The 17,214-nt window shown below is 63.2% G+C and carries 18 protein-coding genes; 12 read left to right on the top strand and 6 right to left on the bottom strand.

From position 1 onward, the window contains the following. Positions 1 to 28: 28 nt before the first annotated feature. The 3 genes from ACIBW7_RS05005 to ACIBW7_RS04995 are packed head-to-tail and all read right to left on the bottom strand — an operon-like array spanning position 29 to position 2,507. Entirely contained in the window at positions 29 to 1,267 is a 1,239-nt protein-coding gene (locus ACIBW7_RS05005) for a site-2 protease family protein (RefSeq protein ID WP_397044274.1), read from the bottom strand. Beyond that, a complete protein-coding gene (locus ACIBW7_RS05000) occupies positions 1,249 to 2,361 on the bottom strand; it encodes a HesA/MoeB/ThiF family protein (protein ID WP_397044272.1) in 1,113 nt (370 codons plus the stop codon). Before ACIBW7_RS05000 ends, ACIBW7_RS05005 begins: the two co-directional genes overlap by 19 nt. A gap of 23 nt (positions 2,362 to 2,384) precedes the next feature. Then, positions 2,385 to 2,507 carry a hypothetical protein gene (locus ACIBW7_RS04995; protein ID WP_281006183.1) on the bottom strand — a complete coding sequence of 41 codons (123 nt, stop codon included), beginning with the start codon at positions 2,505 to 2,507 and terminating at the stop codon, positions 2,385 to 2,387. Between the two features lie 523 nt (positions 2,508 to 3,030). Here ACIBW7_RS04995 and ACIBW7_RS04990 point away from each other — a divergent pair. From ACIBW7_RS04990 to ACIBW7_RS04960, 7 genes are all read left to right on the top strand, one after another. After that, positions 3,031 to 3,453 (top strand): phage holin family protein, encoded by a 423-nt coding sequence (locus tag ACIBW7_RS04990; RefSeq protein ID WP_397044270.1) that lies wholly within the window; start codon positions 3,031 to 3,033, stop codon positions 3,451 to 3,453. A 2-nt stretch (positions 3,454 to 3,455) separates the two neighbouring features. Further along, positions 3,456 to 3,815 carry a DUF3618 domain-containing protein gene (locus ACIBW7_RS04985; RefSeq protein WP_397044268.1) on the top strand — a complete coding sequence of 120 codons (360 nt, stop codon included), beginning with the start codon at positions 3,456 to 3,458 and terminating at the stop codon, positions 3,813 to 3,815. Between the two features lie 315 nt (positions 3,816 to 4,130). Beyond that, positions 4,131 to 4,676, top strand: coding sequence for a hypothetical protein (locus ACIBW7_RS04980; RefSeq protein WP_397044266.1), 546 nt, complete (start codon positions 4,131 to 4,133; stop codon positions 4,674 to 4,676). Between the two features lie 255 nt (positions 4,677 to 4,931). Beyond that, the gene (locus ACIBW7_RS04975; RefSeq protein WP_327099459.1) at positions 4,932 to 5,576 is read left to right on the top strand and encodes an ABC transporter permease subunit; all 645 of its coding nucleotides are present in this window, start codon (positions 4,932 to 4,934) and stop codon (positions 5,574 to 5,576) included. Then, positions 5,573 to 6,844, top strand: a complete 1,272-nt coding sequence (locus tag ACIBW7_RS04970) for an ATP-binding cassette domain-containing protein (RefSeq protein ID WP_397044265.1) — start codon at positions 5,573 to 5,575, stop codon at positions 6,842 to 6,844. The genes ACIBW7_RS04975 and ACIBW7_RS04970 overlap by 4 nt, the downstream gene beginning before the upstream one ends. Beyond that, positions 6,841 to 7,578 (top strand): ABC transporter permease, encoded by a 738-nt coding sequence (locus ACIBW7_RS04965; RefSeq protein ID WP_397044264.1) that lies wholly within the window; start codon positions 6,841 to 6,843, stop codon positions 7,576 to 7,578. The genes ACIBW7_RS04970 and ACIBW7_RS04965 overlap by 4 nt, the downstream gene beginning before the upstream one ends. Further along, positions 7,575 to 8,552, top strand: coding sequence for a glycine betaine ABC transporter substrate-binding protein (locus ACIBW7_RS04960; protein WP_397044262.1), 978 nt, complete (start codon positions 7,575 to 7,577; stop codon positions 8,550 to 8,552). Before ACIBW7_RS04965 ends, ACIBW7_RS04960 begins: the two co-directional genes overlap by 4 nt. Here ACIBW7_RS04960 and ACIBW7_RS04955 read toward each other — a convergent pair whose 3' ends face one another. After that, on the bottom strand, positions 8,553 to 9,356 hold the full coding sequence (locus tag ACIBW7_RS04955) for a hypothetical protein (protein WP_397044261.1): 804 nt from the start codon (positions 9,354 to 9,356) through the stop codon (positions 8,553 to 8,555). Positions 9,357 to 9,524: 168 nt separating this feature from the next. On the opposite strand from ACIBW7_RS04955, the gene ACIBW7_RS04950 reads away from it, so the two are divergent. Next, positions 9,525 to 9,695 (top strand): hypothetical protein, encoded by a 171-nt coding sequence (locus ACIBW7_RS04950; protein ID WP_397044259.1) that lies wholly within the window; start codon positions 9,525 to 9,527, stop codon positions 9,693 to 9,695. A gap of 8 nt (positions 9,696 to 9,703) precedes the next feature. On the opposite strand, the gene ACIBW7_RS04945 is transcribed toward ACIBW7_RS04950, so the two are convergent. After that, positions 9,704 to 10,756 carry an alpha/beta hydrolase family esterase gene (locus tag ACIBW7_RS04945; protein ID WP_397044257.1) on the bottom strand — a complete coding sequence of 351 codons (1,053 nt, stop codon included), beginning with the start codon at positions 10,754 to 10,756 and terminating at the stop codon, positions 9,704 to 9,706. A 205-nt stretch (positions 10,757 to 10,961) separates the two neighbouring features. Between ACIBW7_RS04945 and ACIBW7_RS04940 the strand changes: the two genes are divergently transcribed. Continuing rightward, positions 10,962 to 12,428, top strand: a complete 1,467-nt coding sequence (locus ACIBW7_RS04940; protein WP_397044256.1) for an MDR family MFS transporter — start codon at positions 10,962 to 10,964, stop codon at positions 12,426 to 12,428. A 364-nt stretch (positions 12,429 to 12,792) separates the two neighbouring features. Next, positions 12,793 to 13,080: an NUDIX domain-containing protein gene (locus ACIBW7_RS04935; RefSeq protein ID WP_397044254.1), complete on the top strand. Its 288-nt coding sequence runs from the start codon at positions 12,793 to 12,795 to the stop codon at positions 13,078 to 13,080. Between the two features lie 279 nt (positions 13,081 to 13,359). Here ACIBW7_RS04935 and ACIBW7_RS04930 read toward each other — a convergent pair whose 3' ends face one another. After that, positions 13,360 to 13,632, bottom strand: a complete 273-nt coding sequence (locus ACIBW7_RS04930) for a hypothetical protein (protein WP_397044252.1) — start codon at positions 13,630 to 13,632, stop codon at positions 13,360 to 13,362. A gap of 137 nt (positions 13,633 to 13,769) precedes the next feature. Between ACIBW7_RS04930 and ACIBW7_RS04925 the strand changes: the two genes are divergently transcribed. Further along, positions 13,770 to 15,062 (top strand): helix-turn-helix domain-containing protein, encoded by a 1,293-nt coding sequence (locus ACIBW7_RS04925; RefSeq protein WP_397044251.1) that lies wholly within the window; start codon positions 13,770 to 13,772, stop codon positions 15,060 to 15,062. Between the two features lie 42 nt (positions 15,063 to 15,104). After that, positions 15,105 to 16,943 (top strand): LppP/LprE family lipoprotein, encoded by a 1,839-nt coding sequence (locus ACIBW7_RS04920; RefSeq protein WP_397044250.1) that lies wholly within the window; start codon positions 15,105 to 15,107, stop codon positions 16,941 to 16,943. The last annotated feature ends 271 nt before the right edge of the window (positions 16,944 to 17,214 follow it).

Genomic DNA, 17,214 nt, shown 5'->3' with positions numbered 1-17,214 from the left:
GCCGGACTGCACAGCTAGGGGCGCCTCCTTACTGGCGCTTCGAGCGATGCCGTCGCCACCAGGTCACGACCCATACGGCGTGGAGGGTGCCGAGGATGAGTAGTACGACGGCGCCGTCGAGGTTGGTTGCAATCGGATGGCTCGGTCCGAGTCGGTCGATGGCGCGGTAGATCAAGCTGAGATCGGCGGGGAGGGTGAAAGTCACCATCGCGGTCAGACACAGCACGGTTCCGAGGACGAGGACGATGCTGTAGACGCGTACCGCGCGGCGTTCGTGCGATGGCAGGTTGAGGCTGGGATCTACTGCCCGTTCGGATCCGCGAAAGATGCCGGGTTGCAGCCGGTTTCCGAGATAGCGAGCATATGCGAGGCCGTCGCCGTACAGGTCGCGGCATGAGGTGAGGTCCTGCAGCACGAAATAGATGTCCGTGCGCATGAACACCATGAACTGAAACGGCAAGGGCAGCAACGCGATCACGACGACCGCGGCCAGAATCCGGTGCGGCGTCGTGGCCTGGGCGGTCGCAGCGGCGAATATCACGGCGACGGCCGCGACCGAGAAGTTTGTCGACATACCGGCCAGATAGGCGGCGAGCCGATGTCGCCGTGGTGCGAGTTCGATTCCGCTGATATCGGTTTCGGCCACCAGGAATTGCAGGCGCGTACCCAGTCGGATCCGGGCGTGCACGCCGGTCGCCCGCGCGACAACGAAATGTGCTAGCTCGTGGACGAATACCAGCGACCAGCCCGCGGTGACGCTGAGCGCGAGCACGATGCTGCCTGCGGGAGTCCAGAGCAGGTTATGGAAACTCGGTAGCAAGTCGGGCCGATCGACGAGTGTCGCGACTGCGGCAACCATGAGACAGGCGAATAGCACTGGAAAGACCGGGCTCAGCGTGAACCGCACATGTTCGGGGCGTATCCACGGAAACGATGCCGGTCGCGGCTTGGCGCACGGCACCGGCCGTCCATCGACCGCCGCTACGAAATCCAGCTCCATCAGCGCCTCGATGAAGGACAGCACATCGAACTCGCGTCCCTCGGCGTCGGCCAGGCGCTCGGCTGCCTTTTCGATGGTGTGACCGGCTCGCAGCAGTTCCAGTGCGGTCACCCCCTCCCGGGGGAGCGCCACGAACTGCCGAGTCTCGAACCGGCCCACGATCCACTCGTCGCGATCGGGCCGAGTCGCCAAGTCGTGCAGTCTGATTCGACTGTCGGGTTGCGGGGTGACGGCGGTGTGCGCGTCGGTCACGGCGAACTGCCGCATGCCGGGCAATCCGGCCGAGAGGTAATGCGCTCAGGCGCCGACGCATCCAGACGCACCAGATTCACGTCGTACCGGAACCCTGGCTCGATCGGCGGGGCGCCGGTCAGCGTCGCGAGCGCGAAATGCGTGAGGAGAGTGCCGGTGAGGGTCGCCGAGACGATGTTGACCGGATGCCAGGGCAGTTGTGGCGCAAGGCTTTCCAGCGTCGTCTCAGGAGGCAGCCGCATATCCGCCTGTTCGGCTTGGTGATCGTGCACGCATTCCCAGCAGGCACTCTGCCCGGGGCCGTGCAGGCTGACAGACACGGTCGGGCCGTGATAGCCACCGACCACCCAGGGCACGCCCGCGGCCAGGCACGCCCGGTTGACCCATCGGCGGATCGTGCGCGGCTGGTCAGCGCACAGGGCGAGGAGGTCGTATCCGGGTTCGAGCAGTTCGGCCAGGTCGGACTGCTCCGTTATCCGCCGCTGTTCGCCCGTGACCCGCACATCGGAGTTGAGTGCGCGCAACTGCTGGACCGCGGCCTCGACTTTCGATCTGCCGATATCGTTCTCCCGGAACAGGGTCTGGCGATTGAGGTTGGAAAGTTCCACCACGTCGGCGTCGACGCAATGCAGCTGCCCGACACCGGAGGCGATCAGGCCCTGCGCCACGGTCCCGCCGGTACCACCGACACCGATGAGCAGAACGCGGGATCGGCGGAGTCGAAGTTGCACGTCCCAAGCGCTGATCCGAGCCGTCCGGTCGATCCACCGAAAGAAGGCCACACCGCGCGAATAGCGCTCCAGCTCCCGCTCCGACAATTCCGCCGGCACCGGAGCACCGGCATCTTCCAGGAAGCCCGCGTCCGACAACTGTTGCATCGCGTCGGCCGCGGGCACTCCCGGATAATCGGACAGCACCACGTCGACTATCTCGTCGGGCGATCTGGTGCCATCCAGTGCGCCGATCAGAACCCGCACCCAGCCATCCGGATCTTCGATTTCCACGCCGAGGCCGTGGACCGTGGCACCGATCCTGATATTGCCGTCGATCGTGACATACCGACCGTGTTCCGGTTTGATCCGTGGCCGCAGCATCTGTTCAGCGCGCATCCGGTCTACCCGGCATACAACTGCTAATTGCCGCCATTACCGCCGCTGTCGCCGGTGGTCTCCTTCTTGTCCAGCGGCCGGATCACAATGGCCGCGCGCTTCTCGGCCGTGGATTCAGCAGGTGCCTTCTCGCGCTCGTTCTTCATCGGAAATCCTTCCATCGAAAACCGGACGACGGAGTTGGTCACCGCTCATCGAACTGCTGCCCGTGGTTTCCTTCTTGTCGAGCAGACGGATCGTGACAGCCGCGGACCACCGGACGAACGGGGGTCTTGTCGACTGCTTTCGCCATGACCACACTCCGTATCATCGGATACGTGCACACCCGAGACGGGTGACTGACGATTCGATGGTTCGTCGCTCGGTGCGTTGATGTCAACGACGGTAATCCCAAGGGTGGGAAGAGATTTCGGAATATGGGCGCTGTGCGAGCTGCCCGAAACGGTCGGGCCGTGTCAGCCGCCGGCCACCTCATCGAGCGATCCGGTGCCGTCCTCTGCGGCGAGTCGATGCCGGCACGGATCTGCGCCAGCGGTGGACCATCCTGGTGCCCGCATCGGGCATCGTGGCCCCACCACATCGACGATCTGGCCCTCGTGGGTTTGAAAGTCGCAAAGCGGGCCAACTCGGACATATCTGGAGCTGTTCCCCGATTACCTAGGAATCGCCATGACCGAAACACCCACCGGGTCGTATATCGAGACGTCGCCCACGGAGACACGGTCGGTTACCGAGCTCGTCAACGATGCGACCGAGCAAATGGCCCGCCTGATCCGGGACGAGATCAAGCTCGCGGAACTCGAAGTGCGAAGCAAAGGCAAACGTCTGGGGTGCGGCGCGGTTATGACCGGTGCTGGTGCGCTCGCGGTGTGCTACGGCGGTGCCGCCGTCATCGCGGCGGTGATCATTGCCCTCGCGGGTCCGCTCTCGGGCTGGGCTGCCGCGCTGATCGTTGGGGCGGTACTGCTCCTCGTCGGCGCAGCCTTGGCCGTCAGCGGCAAGGAGGACCTGCAGAAGGCGGTCCCGCCGGTTGCGCGGGAGGCGATCACCGGCGTACGGCAAGACATCCATGCGATCAAGAGCGGAGGATAGCGATGAGTGATGAGAGCACCCCGTCAGTCGGATCGCCCGAGGCGGAACTGCTGCGTGCCGATCGCGACCGGACCAGACAAGAGCTGGGGCAGACCATGGCGGAACTGACCGGCAAGCTCGATGTGAAGGGCAGAGCCGAGGCAGAACTGCATCAGACCGTGGACAACGCCCGCGCGAAAGTGCATCATGCGGCGGAAGTCGTTCGGGAGAAGCGTGAGAAGGTCGGCGCCGCAACGCAAGACCGCGCCGTCCAGTTCGCCGCCGTGACGCGCGGTCGCTCGGGGCCCGTCGCTGCCGCGGTGACCGCCGCGATCGCGGCGTTGGTGACCTGGTTCATACTGCGTGACCGTCGCAAGCGGTGAGCGTATGAATTGTCCGCCGCAACCCGGATCAATGGCGTAACTGGTTCCAAAACGGTTGTCACGCCGACGTCGTAATCGGCAGTGACCTGCAAACCCGCACCATCTGCTGACCCGTCGCTCTGCCGGAGATGTTGGGCGGCAACATGATCGGCACCCGGTCCGTCCGAGTCGCAGCCCGGATTGCGGCCCGCAGGGGTTGCTTTCGGACGGTACCATTACCTTTCGATCACAGATGTGGTCGACTGAATCACGTGGCCCGGCACGGGCTTTCGGGCATGTGTCGGCGCGCGACAGCCGATGAAATGTGGGGAAACTATGAGCGCCACCAAGTTCGCCGCCACCGCCCTGCTCGCGATCGGTGCGACCGGCATTACCGCAGGTGCCGTGCAGGCCCAGCCGGTAGCAACCGACACCACCGTGCAGGCGACCGAGCACGGCATCAACTTCATCACCGCACCGACGGCAGACCGCCGAGCAGTCAGCACCACCGTCGAGGCCGGACGGTTCACCGTGGCCGCCGATGCTCTTTCGATCACCCTCACCGATGCCGCGGGCAATGCGGTGACTTCGATTCCGCTGGGGCTGCAGACCGCGGCCGGGACCGTCGCCCTGACGCCGGAGATCGCCAATGACGGCCGAACCCTCACCCTCACAGCGCAATCCGACACCACTCGGACCGCGCAGGCAATCGATGAGGCCTCCGACACGATCGCCCGCAAGCAGTACAACGCCGGGATCGGCGCGCTCATCGGCGCCGGGATCGGCGCGGTGATCGGCTTCTTCCTCGGTGGTGTCGGTGCCCTCGTCACCGTCCCGATCGGCGCGGGCATCGGCGCCCTGATCGGCTACTCCACCCCCTGATTCCGGATGACGAACACGTCGAGTCCCTGTGTGCCGCTATCGAACTGCAGCGGCACACAGGGACTCGCGTCTGTCAGCCCACCTCCGATATTTCCCCACACGCGCCTACGGCGATTTCACTAATACCGTGAGCCATTCGCCGCCGCGTGCCGTCCGGCACCGAGCGCCAGTTTCGTTTAGTCTTTGACAATTCGTGCGTCCAGTTACTGCGCGCAGACAGGTACCGATCGGTCTTCGGCTGACGATGGGAATTCCGTGCATTTGTGGAGCTACATCCGAGGACGGGGCGAGGTGCTGGCGTTCCTGACGTATCAGCATGCCTCCCTTGCGTTTCAGACGGTGCTGGTGGGGACTGTCGTCGCTGTCCTCATCGCGGTGGCGGTCTATCGGCTTCCGCTGTTGTCCGCGCTTTCGCTGACCTCGAGCCGGGTCGCGCTGACGATTCCTTCGCTCGCGCTGTTGGCGCTGCTGTTGGTCCCGTTCGGACTCGGTGTGGTCCCGTCGTTCATCATGCTGGCGTTCTTCGCCGCATTGCCGGTGATCGGCAATGCGATCGTGGGCCTGCGGTCGGTGCCTGCCTCGGTCGTCGAATCCGCACGCGGGATCGGCTTTTCGCGATGGCGCATTCTGCTGACCGTCGAACTGCCTATCGCCTGGCCGGTAATCCTCACCGGCATCAGGGTTTCCACTCAGATGATCGTCGGCGTCGCCGCCATCGTCGCTTATGTTCTCGGACCCGGCCTCGGATCGCTGATCTTCAACGGTCTTTCGCGGCTCGGCGGGGCGAACGCGCTCGAAATGGCACTGACGGGCACGATTCTCATCGTCCTCATCGCGTTGGTGTTCGACGCGCTCCTCGTCCTGCTCGGACGCCTCACGATCGCAAAGGGACTGTCATGACCAGCCAACTCACTCCGACCGCACCGCAGCGCAATATCACCGGTGCGTCCATCGAGCTGGATTCGGTTGTCAAGCGCTACAAGGGCCAGGAGAAACCGGCGGTCGAGCGGCTCGATCTGGAAATCGATGCTGGCGATATCGTCGCGTTCGTCGGCCCGTCCGGCTGTGGCAAGACGACCACACTCAAGATGATCAACCGGCTGATCGAGCCGACCGAAGGCCGGATCTTCATCGGCGGCCGCGATGTCACCAGGGAAGATCCGGACAAGCTGCGGCAGTCGATCGGATATGTCATCCAGTCCGGCGGGCTGTTCCCGCACTGGTCGGTGGCCAAGAATGTCGGCGCCATCCCGCGGGTGCTCGGATGGGACAAGAAGCGGATCGCCGAGCGCACCGAGTATCTGCTCGATCTGGTCGGTCTCGACCCGGGCACCTTCGCCGACCGGCTGCCGAAGGATATGTCCGGCGGACAGCAGCAGCGGGTCGGCGTCGCCCGCGCGCTCGCCGCGGACCCGCCGGTGCTGCTCATGGACGAGCCGTTCGGCGCGGTCGATCCGATTACCCGGGTTCGCCTGCAGGACAGTCTGATCGCGATCCAGCACGAACTAGGTAAGACGATCGTGATCGTCACCCACGATTTCGAAGAGGCCACCAAGCTCGGCGACAAGGTGCTCATCCTGTCCGAAGGCGGTCACGTCGAGCAGTATGCGCGCCCGGAAGAGATCCTCACCGATCCGGCCACACCGTTCGTGGAGGAATTCGTCGGATCCGGTGCGAAGCTGGCCTATCTGACCGTCTCGCGGGTGCGCGATGTCGCCTACGACAAGGTGATCACCGCGCGCGTGGGGGAGTCGGCGCAGGGGGTGATCGAACGGGCGAAGGCCGCCGGACACACCTGGATAGTCGTCGTCGACGAGGCGGGGCGGCCGCGGTCGTGGCCCTCGCTCACCGAGGTCGCGACCAAACCGGAGGTATCCGACTTTCTCGATCGGCGATTGCCTGTCGTCGCGCGATCCTCGACCCTCAACGACGCGCTCGACGCCATGCTCGCGACCAGCCAAGGTGCCGCACTTGTCACCGACGGCCGCGGCGCGGTCGTCGGCTCGCTCAGCATCAACTCGGTGACCGAAGTGATTCGGGCGAAACTCGCCGAGGGCAACGCCGAGGGAGAGGACCTGTCGTACGAAACCTACGTCGACGGAACCGATCCGGTGCCGACTCCGGTGGTCGCCGCCGATGACGAACCCGGATCGGCCGGGCAGTCATGAATCGGTTGCGCCGCATTCCGATCGACGTGTGGTTCGAACCGCTCGTCATCGGTGTCATCGCCATCGGATACGTCATCTGGTATCGCTCGACGACTTTCACCGCGACGGAGCGGGCGTCCCTCGGCTGGGCCAATCTGCAGACCACGATTCTCGCCCACATCAAGCTGACCGTGGTCGCCACGGTGATCGTGGTCGTTGTCGCGATTCCATTGGGCATCGCGCTGACCCGTCCCGCGTTGCAGCGGTTCGAGCCCATCGCCGTCAATATCGCCAATGTGGGCCAGGCCGCGCCCGCGGTCGGCCTGCTCGTCCTGTTCACCTTCTGGTTGGGTACCGGGTTCCGCACGGCGATAGTCGGTCTCGTCGTGTACGCGATCCTGCCGATCCTGCAGAACACGATCGTGGGGCTGCGGCAGGTGGATCAGCGCACGATCGAGGCCTCGCGGGGTATCGGCTTCTCGGGCACACGGACACTGTTCCAGGTCGAGCTCCCGCTCGCGGTGCCGGTGATCCTCAACGGCGTCCGCACCGCGCTGGTCATCTTGGTCGGTACCGCGACATTGAGCACCTTCATCGGCGCGACCAGCCTCGGCACGCTGATCACCACCGGCGTGACGCTCTTCCTGCCCAAGCTGCTCATCTCCGGCGCGATTCTCGTCGGGCTGCTTGCGTTGATCATCGACTGGCTCGGCAGACTCGTCGAACTGGCCGCGACTCCGCGAGGTGTGTCATGAGATCGCCACTGGTTGCGCTGGTTTCGGCACTGGTCGCGACAACGGCGATGCTCACCGGATGTGGTCTGGTGAGCTCGTCCGGAACCTTCCACGACGCGCGGCTGCCCGGCGGCGAGCGGCCGCTGGACGGTGCGAAGCTGGTCGTCACCTCGAAGAGCTTCACCGAGGGGGTATTGCTCGGCAAGATCACCGCGACCTATCTGGCCGCGGCGGGCGCTCACGTCACGGACCTGACCGGGGCGCCGGGTTCCGCATCGTCTCGACAGGCCCAGCTCAACGGCGACGCCGACGTGCTGTGGGAGTACACCGGCACCGGTTGGGTGAACTACCACAACGAGACCGAGACGATCTCGGATCCGAAGGAACTCTGGCAGCGAGTCCACGATATCGAGAAGCGCGATCACGACCTGGAGTGGTTGCCGCCGGCCAATTTCAATGACACATATGCATTCGGCGCATCGACGCCGAATGCCGAACGCCTGCGGGTGAAATCGCTGTCCGACGTAGCCGCGCTCCCGGTGCCCGATCGGACCTTCTGCGTCGACGACGAATTCTTCAGCCGCTCCGACGGTTTCATCCCGATGCTGCAGAAGTACGGGATCCCCTACAACGATCCGAACGGCGTTCCTTCCGGCAATGTGACGCGGATGGACGCCGGTGTCGTCTACACGGCGACGGCCAAGGGCGCGCCGTGCAATTTCGGCATGATCTACACCACCGACGGGCGGGTCAAGAACCTGAATCTGGTCGTCCTCGACGATGACAAGAAGTTCTTCCTGCCTTACAGCGGTACCGCGGTCGTGCGAGGAGTCGTCCTCGACCGCTACCCGCAGTTGCGAACCCTGATCGGCACGATTTCCGAACACCTCACCGACGAGCTGATGCAGGACCTCAACGGCCGCGTCGATATCGATGGCGAGGATCCCGCCGATGTCGCCTATGACTGGCTGAAAAGCGAGAAGCTGATCGATTAGCTAATTGTCGACTGGGGGTTGCAGGCTTATGCGGTCGGCGAGGGCGTCGACGGCGTCCGCGTCGGCGTAGGCCTCGGTGGTCAGCTCGAGGAATGCGGCCCAGCGGTTTATGCGTGGTGTCCAGCGTTGGATAAAGGCGTGGGCATGTTCGAACTCACCTTGCGTGCCGCTTATTCGCGCACGCGCAGCCGCGTCGGTGGCGGCTTGTACGGTGTTCTGGGCCAATGCCAATTGTTCTCGGCAGTGGTCGGCGTCCGGGACTTCCTCGCGCACGGTGTCGGCTTCGACGCGCAGGTTGAGGATGAGCCCGGCCAGTCTGGGGTCGGCCGGTCCCGACCGTGGGGCGCAGGTTCCCGCGGCGATGGCTTTATCGCGGCGTTCCCGCCGCCGCCGCTCCCGCTTCTCGGCCAGCGCTACTTGCTTACGGTAGGTCTCGGTGTCCGCGACGGTGACGACGGGATAGGTCAATACTGCTGTCGCCGAGAGCATTTCGACGCCATTACCGTCGCAGACTCGGATGGTGACCTGGTCCAGCGGCCGGTCCGGGTCGGGTTCGTCCTCGAGGCGGGCGTCCAGGACCGCGTTTCGGTATTCGATCATGATGTCGGCGACGACCCGGTCGAACACCGCGGTGCCGACTTCGATGTGGTTGGTGCACGTGCGGCCGGTGCAGTCATCGGGAATGCCGAATTCGCCGTCACCGGAGTCGACAACGGATTTCCCGGTCGGACCGCTGCCGATAACCTCCCAGTTGTAGGTGTTGGATTGCGCTACTTCGGCTCGCTCCACACAGTCCTCGGACATGGCCTGACCGTACTTCATGAAGGCGCCCCGAATCGGGTTGTTCTCCGAAGCCGTCGAGATACGCCGTTGAGCCCGGCGCGTCGGCACGGACAGCATCCTCGATCCGGTCGGCGAGATCCGTTATTCGTGCTGGTCGCCGGGTATGCGAGCGGCAGGAGGTGAGAAGAAATGGTTGCTCTGTTGCTGGTTCTGCTGCTTGCTCTGGTGTTGTTCGGCGTGGGGTTCGCAGTGAAAGCTCTGTGGTGGCTCGCGATTGCGGTCCTGGTGATCTGGGCGCTCGGCTTCGTATTCCGATCCGCCGATACCGCGGGGACCCGCGGTCGCTGGTACCGCTGGTGATGCCGTGCTCACCGGAGGGGGCCGGTATGCGGATGGGCCTGGAAGAAATCCCACATGATCTGATCAGCGCTGATCGATGCGGTAGCGCCGACCAGTGGTTCGGGGGCGATAGGCGGCGAGCCCGGCCAGGTGTGCCCGCCGCCCAGCAGCGCGTATAGCTCGACGGCGCCGTTTACGGGGCATGGGTAGCGGAACAGGGTGACATCGTCGGCAATCCGGCGCTCTTCCGGGTCGGGCCCGCAGCCGTTGCGGTGCGCCCAAGCGGCCGCCTGCGTCGGGATGCTCGCCGGTCCCGGACCATTGACGCCGCTCGGCATGGTGCCGCCCCGCCCGGCCGCCGAACCCGAACCATCGGCCGACGGCAGCAACTGGGCGTTGGGACCGGGTCCGCCGGTGTAGGCGACGAACGGGTCGGCTGTCCCATGGAACGCGATGACGGGTATCGGACGCGTCGGATTGCACCAGGCGAAGTCCTGCAGTCCGGCCACCGGTGCGACGGCCGCGATCCGGTCCGCGAGCTGACATGCCAGCGACGAAGTGGTGAAGCCACCCATCGACAGTCCGGTGGCGAACACTCGCCGCAGATCGACGCACAGTGTCGATTCCACATGCGTCAGCAGTTCCGACAGATAGGCGATATCGCCGCTGTTTTCGCTGAAATCCCAGCGCGGCCAACCGGGTTCGTCGAGTTGCGGGGTGATCGTCGCGAATCCGTGCTCGATTCCGAATTGCCCGACACCGGTGGCCGCGCGTTCGATCTGGGCGGGCTCCAGGTACCCGTGGATATCGAAGACCACCGGTAGCGCGCCTGATGTCCCCGCAGGAACATCCTGGACGTAGCTACCCGATTTTCCCGCTACCGTGAACTGCGCGGTGGAGGTTCCCGCGGCGATCGCGGGCAGAGCGCATCCCGCGGAAGCCACCGGATCGGTGGCGTTCGGCTCGTCGGCTCCTGCCGCATGGCCGCCACACACGAGTGTCATTGCCATGACGAACGCCGCCGCGGTGCTCATCCGGCGCTGCGCCGTTCGCGCCGCGCTGGAAGGATCATTCTTCAACATGAGAGGTATGTTCTCACCCATTCGTCTGCTGTGGGGCGCTATGTCGATGGATGGAAGTGCGGCCGAACTTGTCGGTGGCGACCGCAATACTGTCGCGTGCCGATGAATTCGAGCCGCCGGTCCCGTCTCTACCACTGTGGCGAGACCCGATGAATCGGCAACCCGCCACACACATTCCTGTCGAGACGCTCTGGAGGTACACCCGATGTCAGCCGAACTTTCCGCCCCCGCCTCGGGAGGGCGGACGCCGACCGTCATCCGGGTACTGGTACTCGCGACCTTCGTGGTGATCCTGAACGAAACCATCATGATCAACGCGATCCCGCGGCTGATGGCCGACCTCGAGGTCACCGAGCGGGCGGCGCAGTGGGTGTCCACCGCGTTCATGTTGACGATGGCCGCCGTCATCCCGACTACCGGCTGGTTCCTGCAGCGGGTATCGACCAGACGGGCCTATGCCGTGGCAATGGGGGTCTTCCTCGCCGGTACCGCGCTGTCGGCCGTCGCGCCGTCGTTCGCGGTGCTGCTGCTCGGACGGGTCATTCAGGCAGGCGGTACCGCGGTAATGATGCCGCTGCTGATGACCACACTCATGACCGTTGTGCCCGAACAGGACCGCGGCCGGGTGATGGGCAATGTCACCCTTGCCATTTCGGTGGCGCCCGCCCTCGGCCCGGTGGTCTCCGGGATGGTGCTGCAGATCGGTTCGTGGCGTTGGCTTTTCGTGCTGGTGCTGCCGATCACGGCGGTCGTCACCTGGCTGGGTCTGCGCCGGCTGGAGAATGTCGGTGAACCGCAGGCCGGGGCGATCGACTCGGCCAGCGTGGTGCTCGCCGCGCTCGGATTCGGCGGGCTGGTATTCGGGCTCAGCCGGTTCGAGAGCGACAACCTCACCAGCCCGGCTCTGATCGTCGCCGCGGGTTCGGCCCTCATCGCCGTATTCGTATTCCGCCAGCTGCGCCTGCAGCGCAACGGCACCCCGCTGCTGGATCTGCGGGTCCTGCTTTCCGGCACGTACGCCAAGGCGCTGGTGCTGATGTCGGTCGCGTTCATGGCGATGCTCGGCTCGATGATCCTGCTGCCGCTGTATCTGCAGAACCTCCGTGGCCTGAGCCCCCTGCAGACCGGCCTGCTGGTAATGCCGGGCGGGCTGGCGATGGGTCTGCTCGGACCGACGGTCGGCCGCCTGTTCGACCGGTTCGGTGGACGCGTACTGGTCATTCCCGGCTCGGTCGGGATCGCCGCGGCGCTGGCCGGATTCACCCAGATCTCGATGTCCATGCCGTACTGGCAGCTGCTGGCACTGCACATCCTGCTGATGGTGTCGCTGGCCGCCGCCTTCACCCCGGTCTTCACCCTCGGGCTCGGCGCGCTTCCGCAGCACCTGTACTCGCACGGCAGCTCGATGCTCGGCACGCTGCAGCAGGTCGCCGCGGCCTTCGGCACCGCCCTGGTGGTAACGGTTATGTCGGCCCGCAGCACCGGACTCGTCGCCGACGGCACCGACCCCATCACGGCCCACCTCGACGGCATGCGCCTGGCCTTCCTGGTCTCCGCTGCCCTGGCACTGGTCGTGATCGTCATGGCTGTGCTGCTGCCGAGCCGGGCGGCGGCCGCCCCTGAGGATGCCGAGGAAGTCGACACCGCAATCCCCGAACTGGTCAAGGGCTGACCACAATTCGGCACGCGGGACCCCTGGTCCCGTTCTTGCGGGCCAGGGGTTTCGGCGTCTCCAAGCCCGTTCGATGAGTCCGACGCATTTTCCGGTGCCACGGTGGGCGTTCGGCTGATCCTGCCCCGGCACTCCCTTGGCGCAAACCCCAGCACAACGATTATGGACAAAGGGGATTTTCATTTCATGACCGACGGGACCACCAAGGCTCATGGCTCAGATACTCGGCGACACAAAGTCACTGGCGATGTTCACCTCCTGCTACGCCGCGGAAGCGACGTCCTCTTCGGCCAGCGCCAGAACACCGGCTACGAGGACGGAGCCTGGCACCTGCCCTCCGGCCACCTGGAAAGTTGGCGAATCCGTGATCGACGCCCTGATTCGCGAAGCCAAGGAGGAGATCGGGATCAGCATCGCTCCCAAGGACGTCCACTTCGCCCACATCATGCACAACTCGTCCTCCGGCGGACGAATGGCGTTCTACTTTTCGGTGCGTTCCTGGAAGGGAGAGCCCGAGAATCAGGAACCAGACAAATGCGCAGAGCTGCAATGGTTTTCAGCCGATGAACCGCCTGATCACATGATCGATTACTGTCGTGCGGCCATGGCGCACATCGCCAGTGGTCGGCCATTTTCCATCTACGGCTGGTAGCGATGACAATCCGCCCGGCTGGTGGTGTTCGTCAGCCGGGTTCGATTCCCGCCATGTCCCACCGAATAGCGAAGCCACAGGTCACCGACCTGCGGCTTCGCTATTGTGTGGCATTGCGCGAACACCTTGGGGCGGTTCAGCAATCGATGAGCGTCGTTTGTGTCCGAGCGATTCAGGGTCGTCAAGGCCCGACACCTTCCGGGCAGGTGGTCCATGTAGCAAGAGTAGACGCACGCTCAAGCCGAATTGAGTGCGTGTCGCGTTTGTTGCGCCCGTAACTTATCCGCCCACCGGCCCTGGACCGCTGCGGGTCTCAGATTGATGATCAGGGACGGTTGAGGTGGCGTTAGAGCTACATATTGCGCGGCCCTGCCGCGTGCGGATCACGGTGGCGGCAAGGTTGATCAGCGCGGCCAGCAGGTGCGCGTAGCCGTTGCAATCATTGAGGAGCGCGTTCCAGTCGTACATATCCATCCAGAGGTCGCGGTTCGGCGAGCGGTTCGTCGCCTCGCGGACCAAGCTCGCCGTCCGGTCCCGCTGTCCGACAGGCATCGGACAAAATCTCTTTGTCTCGCCTGGTGGAGACCGGGTTCCTGGTCGTCTGCCGGACATCGGACACGGCTCTCGGACGATCGTTGTAGTGTTGCGCGGCAGCGGTCGAAAGGGAGCACGAAGAGCGGGGGGATGTTGTGGAGAGCGAAGATTGGCAACTGACCGATCGAGATCGGTTGGCTGCCATCGCCGATCTGGCAGGGTTCGGCGCGGCGTTGCGAGAATTGCGCAGACGGGCGCGCTTGTCGATCAGGGCGTTCGAGCAGCTCGCACGAAGGCAGCCGGGCAATCGGATCAGTTTGAAGAAGAACCTGATCGAGGATATGGAGAAGGGCAATCGGATCCATTCGCCGGACGACAACCGGCTTGAGTTGTATCTGACGTTGTGCGGTGTTCCGCGGGAGGATCTCTCGGCATGGCGGGAGACTTTGCGGCGTGTCCACCAGGCGGCGCCGTCGCCAGTCGCGGATCAGCGCGAGGCGGCGCGGCCCGTCGATCATGTCGGCAAGCACTCGGGGGACGCCGATAGCCCACCGCGACTGTCAGGTCAGGTACGGTTTAAGACTGCAACGATGATCGTCGGCGCGGCGGCTGTATTGGCCGCCGCCGCCACAGCAGTGAACCTGCACTTGGTCTTGCCTGGTTCGGATCTGGCCTTACCGCCCCCGTACTCGACACCGACAACGCCAGGGTTCGCAACGCTCGGGGCGGTACCGGCATCGGCCACATCACCACCGTTGGCCATTGTCGATGTGACTCCATTGCAGAGCGTAAGCACCGATAGTTTCGTGCTACCGGGAATGCTCGATATGAACGCGGGTGTACTCGCGGAGTTCAACAGGGATGTGGTACCGAACTCGTCGAAGTACTCGCAATGGTGGATTGATCACGATGCCACTCCGCTGGAAAGAGGGATCGGGACACTGACGGTCCGTAACAATCTAGACGAGTCTGTTCGCATAGTTCGAATGGCTGCTGTAAAGGACTGCGGAAAGCCGCTGAGTGGAACGTACTTCCGACCACCGGCGCAAGGCGGCGGGCAACCCAACGTTAAGCTAGGTGTTAATCTCGAAACATCGAATCTGGTCTTCCAAGAGATGTACGAGACAGTAGACGGGTTCTATCCTGCCGGCCCGGGATACTTTGAGAAGAATACAATCTCGCTGGACCCCAAAGAGGTTCAGTCCTTTACTGTCGGCGCATTCGTCAAGAGCTACTCTTGCTCTTTTCGTATCCGAGTATATCTGGTAGATTCTGGTCCGGCGGTGTATCAGGACATCGACTTTCATGGCCAGCCATTCAGAGTAACCGGGCGGGCGGTGCCAGTACAGGATTCAGCATCACTTTCCGGCTACCAGGCGGCTTATACGCCTGCACCATATCCATCGCGCGACTGGGTGCGGGCCGATCCGCGGGCCGCAACACGCTGAGCAGGGTCGGACGTGCATAGACGAAGTCTGACTATAGTCGTGGTGGCGACTATCGTTGCCGTGACAGTGGGAACTGAGGGTTATTACTACGGCAAAAGCACGCGATGGTGGCCTCCGAATACCGAAGCTATGGCCTATGCATACACCACACCTGACAAACTTGTTGTCGTCCGCGACAGTCGTGTGATTGCCGCTGTCTTCGGCGTCTTCACTCCGAACGACGAAATAGTCTGGACGAATGACGGAGACTTCGTAGCAGTTCTCCCAAATGCTCCGGCCTCCCGAGAGGACGAACGTGAGCTGGTTTTTGTCGACGTGCGTTCGGGTAATACGAAAAGCCTCGCTTGCGCTGGGTGCGGCAGCCTAGCGCCTGTGGCGGGAAATTCGCTCATCGCCTCCAGTCGAAATACCTTTCTTAGATTCGATTTGCAATCATCTACTGTCGTTAACGGGGCGATATTGGCAACTGGTGATGATTCTCAATTGGTGGAGGGATCGAGATCTAAACTGCTGGTTACCCAACTTGGAGACGATGGCATACAAGAATACCTATCGCTGGTTTCTGAGTCGGGTGATTCTTTCATCCGCCTCGAACGTCTTCGTGGCACTGGTCTACGCGCAGCCTTTGCGCCTACTGGTGGCCCGCAGGACGAGGAACTGGCCGTGGCATCCTCGGGAAGCACCAGCCAATCGACCCGAGGCTGCGGCAGGCAGACGTCGGTATCAGTCATTTCCAAGGACGGTTTGACTCGACAAACGAAATTATCGGCGATCGACCCTCCTGGATTCGAGGCCGACGGTCGTGGTGAAGTGAATATTGAAGACCTGTGGTGGGGTATCGATGGACACTTTCATGCAACTCTTTCATCATCAAATTGCATCGAGGACGGATCGAGAGTCTCCAGAGTTCAGCAAGATGGCAGTATAAAGCAGGTGCCAGGACTTAAGCCAATTCCCTACTGGCAGCCCAGCCTATGGACATTGGATAGAAGTACGTTGACCTGGCTTCCGGACGAGGGTGTGCCGTCGGCGCAGATGACAAGATACGTCGGACGAGGTTTCGCTATCCAATTTCGTAGGCCCGTTTGCGGCAATAACATTGATTCCGGTTGTCGCCGGGGGACGCTCTACGAATATGCAGGTGGACGTGAGCGAATGTTGGCAACGGATGTGCTATCGGTTACGTCGCAGCCGCCGCGCGGCGAGCAACCCGCAGAACCATGCCTTGTCAAAACCAACGCAGACCGCTTAGCCAATATTCGCCAGCTCACTGGGCCGATCGAGTGTGCGCGAGCCAGGTCGATTTACTATGAATATTTACACAGTTCCTTACCGCGTACCGGGAATGCTCAACACATTAGCACTGATCAATGGCACTGCTCAACTCCGACGGCTGGGGAAGTAGCCCGAACCGGCACCATCGGGCACTGTAGTTTTCCGTATCCAGGATCCGAGTGGTCATTCGAGGTCGCCGAAATTCCCTGTGGCGTCGACTTACGTTCTCAGATCGTACAAGCGGCAATTCAGATGTTGCCGACCAATCCTGACACGCATTCGCCTTGGTTCGCCGATCCGCAGAGTTTTCAAGGAAATTTCGATCCGTGTGCGAACCTGTCGATCGTCATCGTCACGGTCGCCGGAGCGACGGTGAGCTCTCCGAACCATGTCTTGATGTTTCACAAAGGCATGTTCATCGGTACCGCGACGCGTGAGGCGTACGCTTTCGTCCAATTCAACCCCACGCGTACCTCGGACGATAACATTGGTCTGACGTACAAGACTCCTGGCAGCTGCAATGCCTGCGCTGATGGTGTGTATTACCAGGTTGATCTGCATTGGAACGGACAAGGAGTCGACCTGATCGGACAGCTGCCTCAATGACCTCGCGGGCATTCCCCTATGCTGCTGCGATTGTAGGTGCTGCTCGTTCGAACGTTCTGCGCGTGCGGCTGCGGTAGTTCGTGTTGTGGCGTCGGACGTGGTCGTTGTCGAATGGGCGGACCGAAACCATCCGACATCGATAGCGCCGACAAACGATGGGTCAGGGAGGGGGTCGTGGTGGGCTGCTCCCAATGAATGAGACCATCTGGTACTAGAGTCCCGTTTGGCCTGATGAGGGCCGAGAAGGGACACTGATCGACATGGCAGGACG

This window comes from Nocardia sp. NPDC049526 (assembly GCF_044465765.1).
Taxonomy (GTDB): Bacteria; Actinomycetota; Actinomycetes; order Mycobacteriales; family Mycobacteriaceae; genus Nocardia.
The sequence above is the reverse complement of the archived record's forward strand: the minus strand, read 5'-3'. Positions and strand labels throughout refer to the sequence as shown.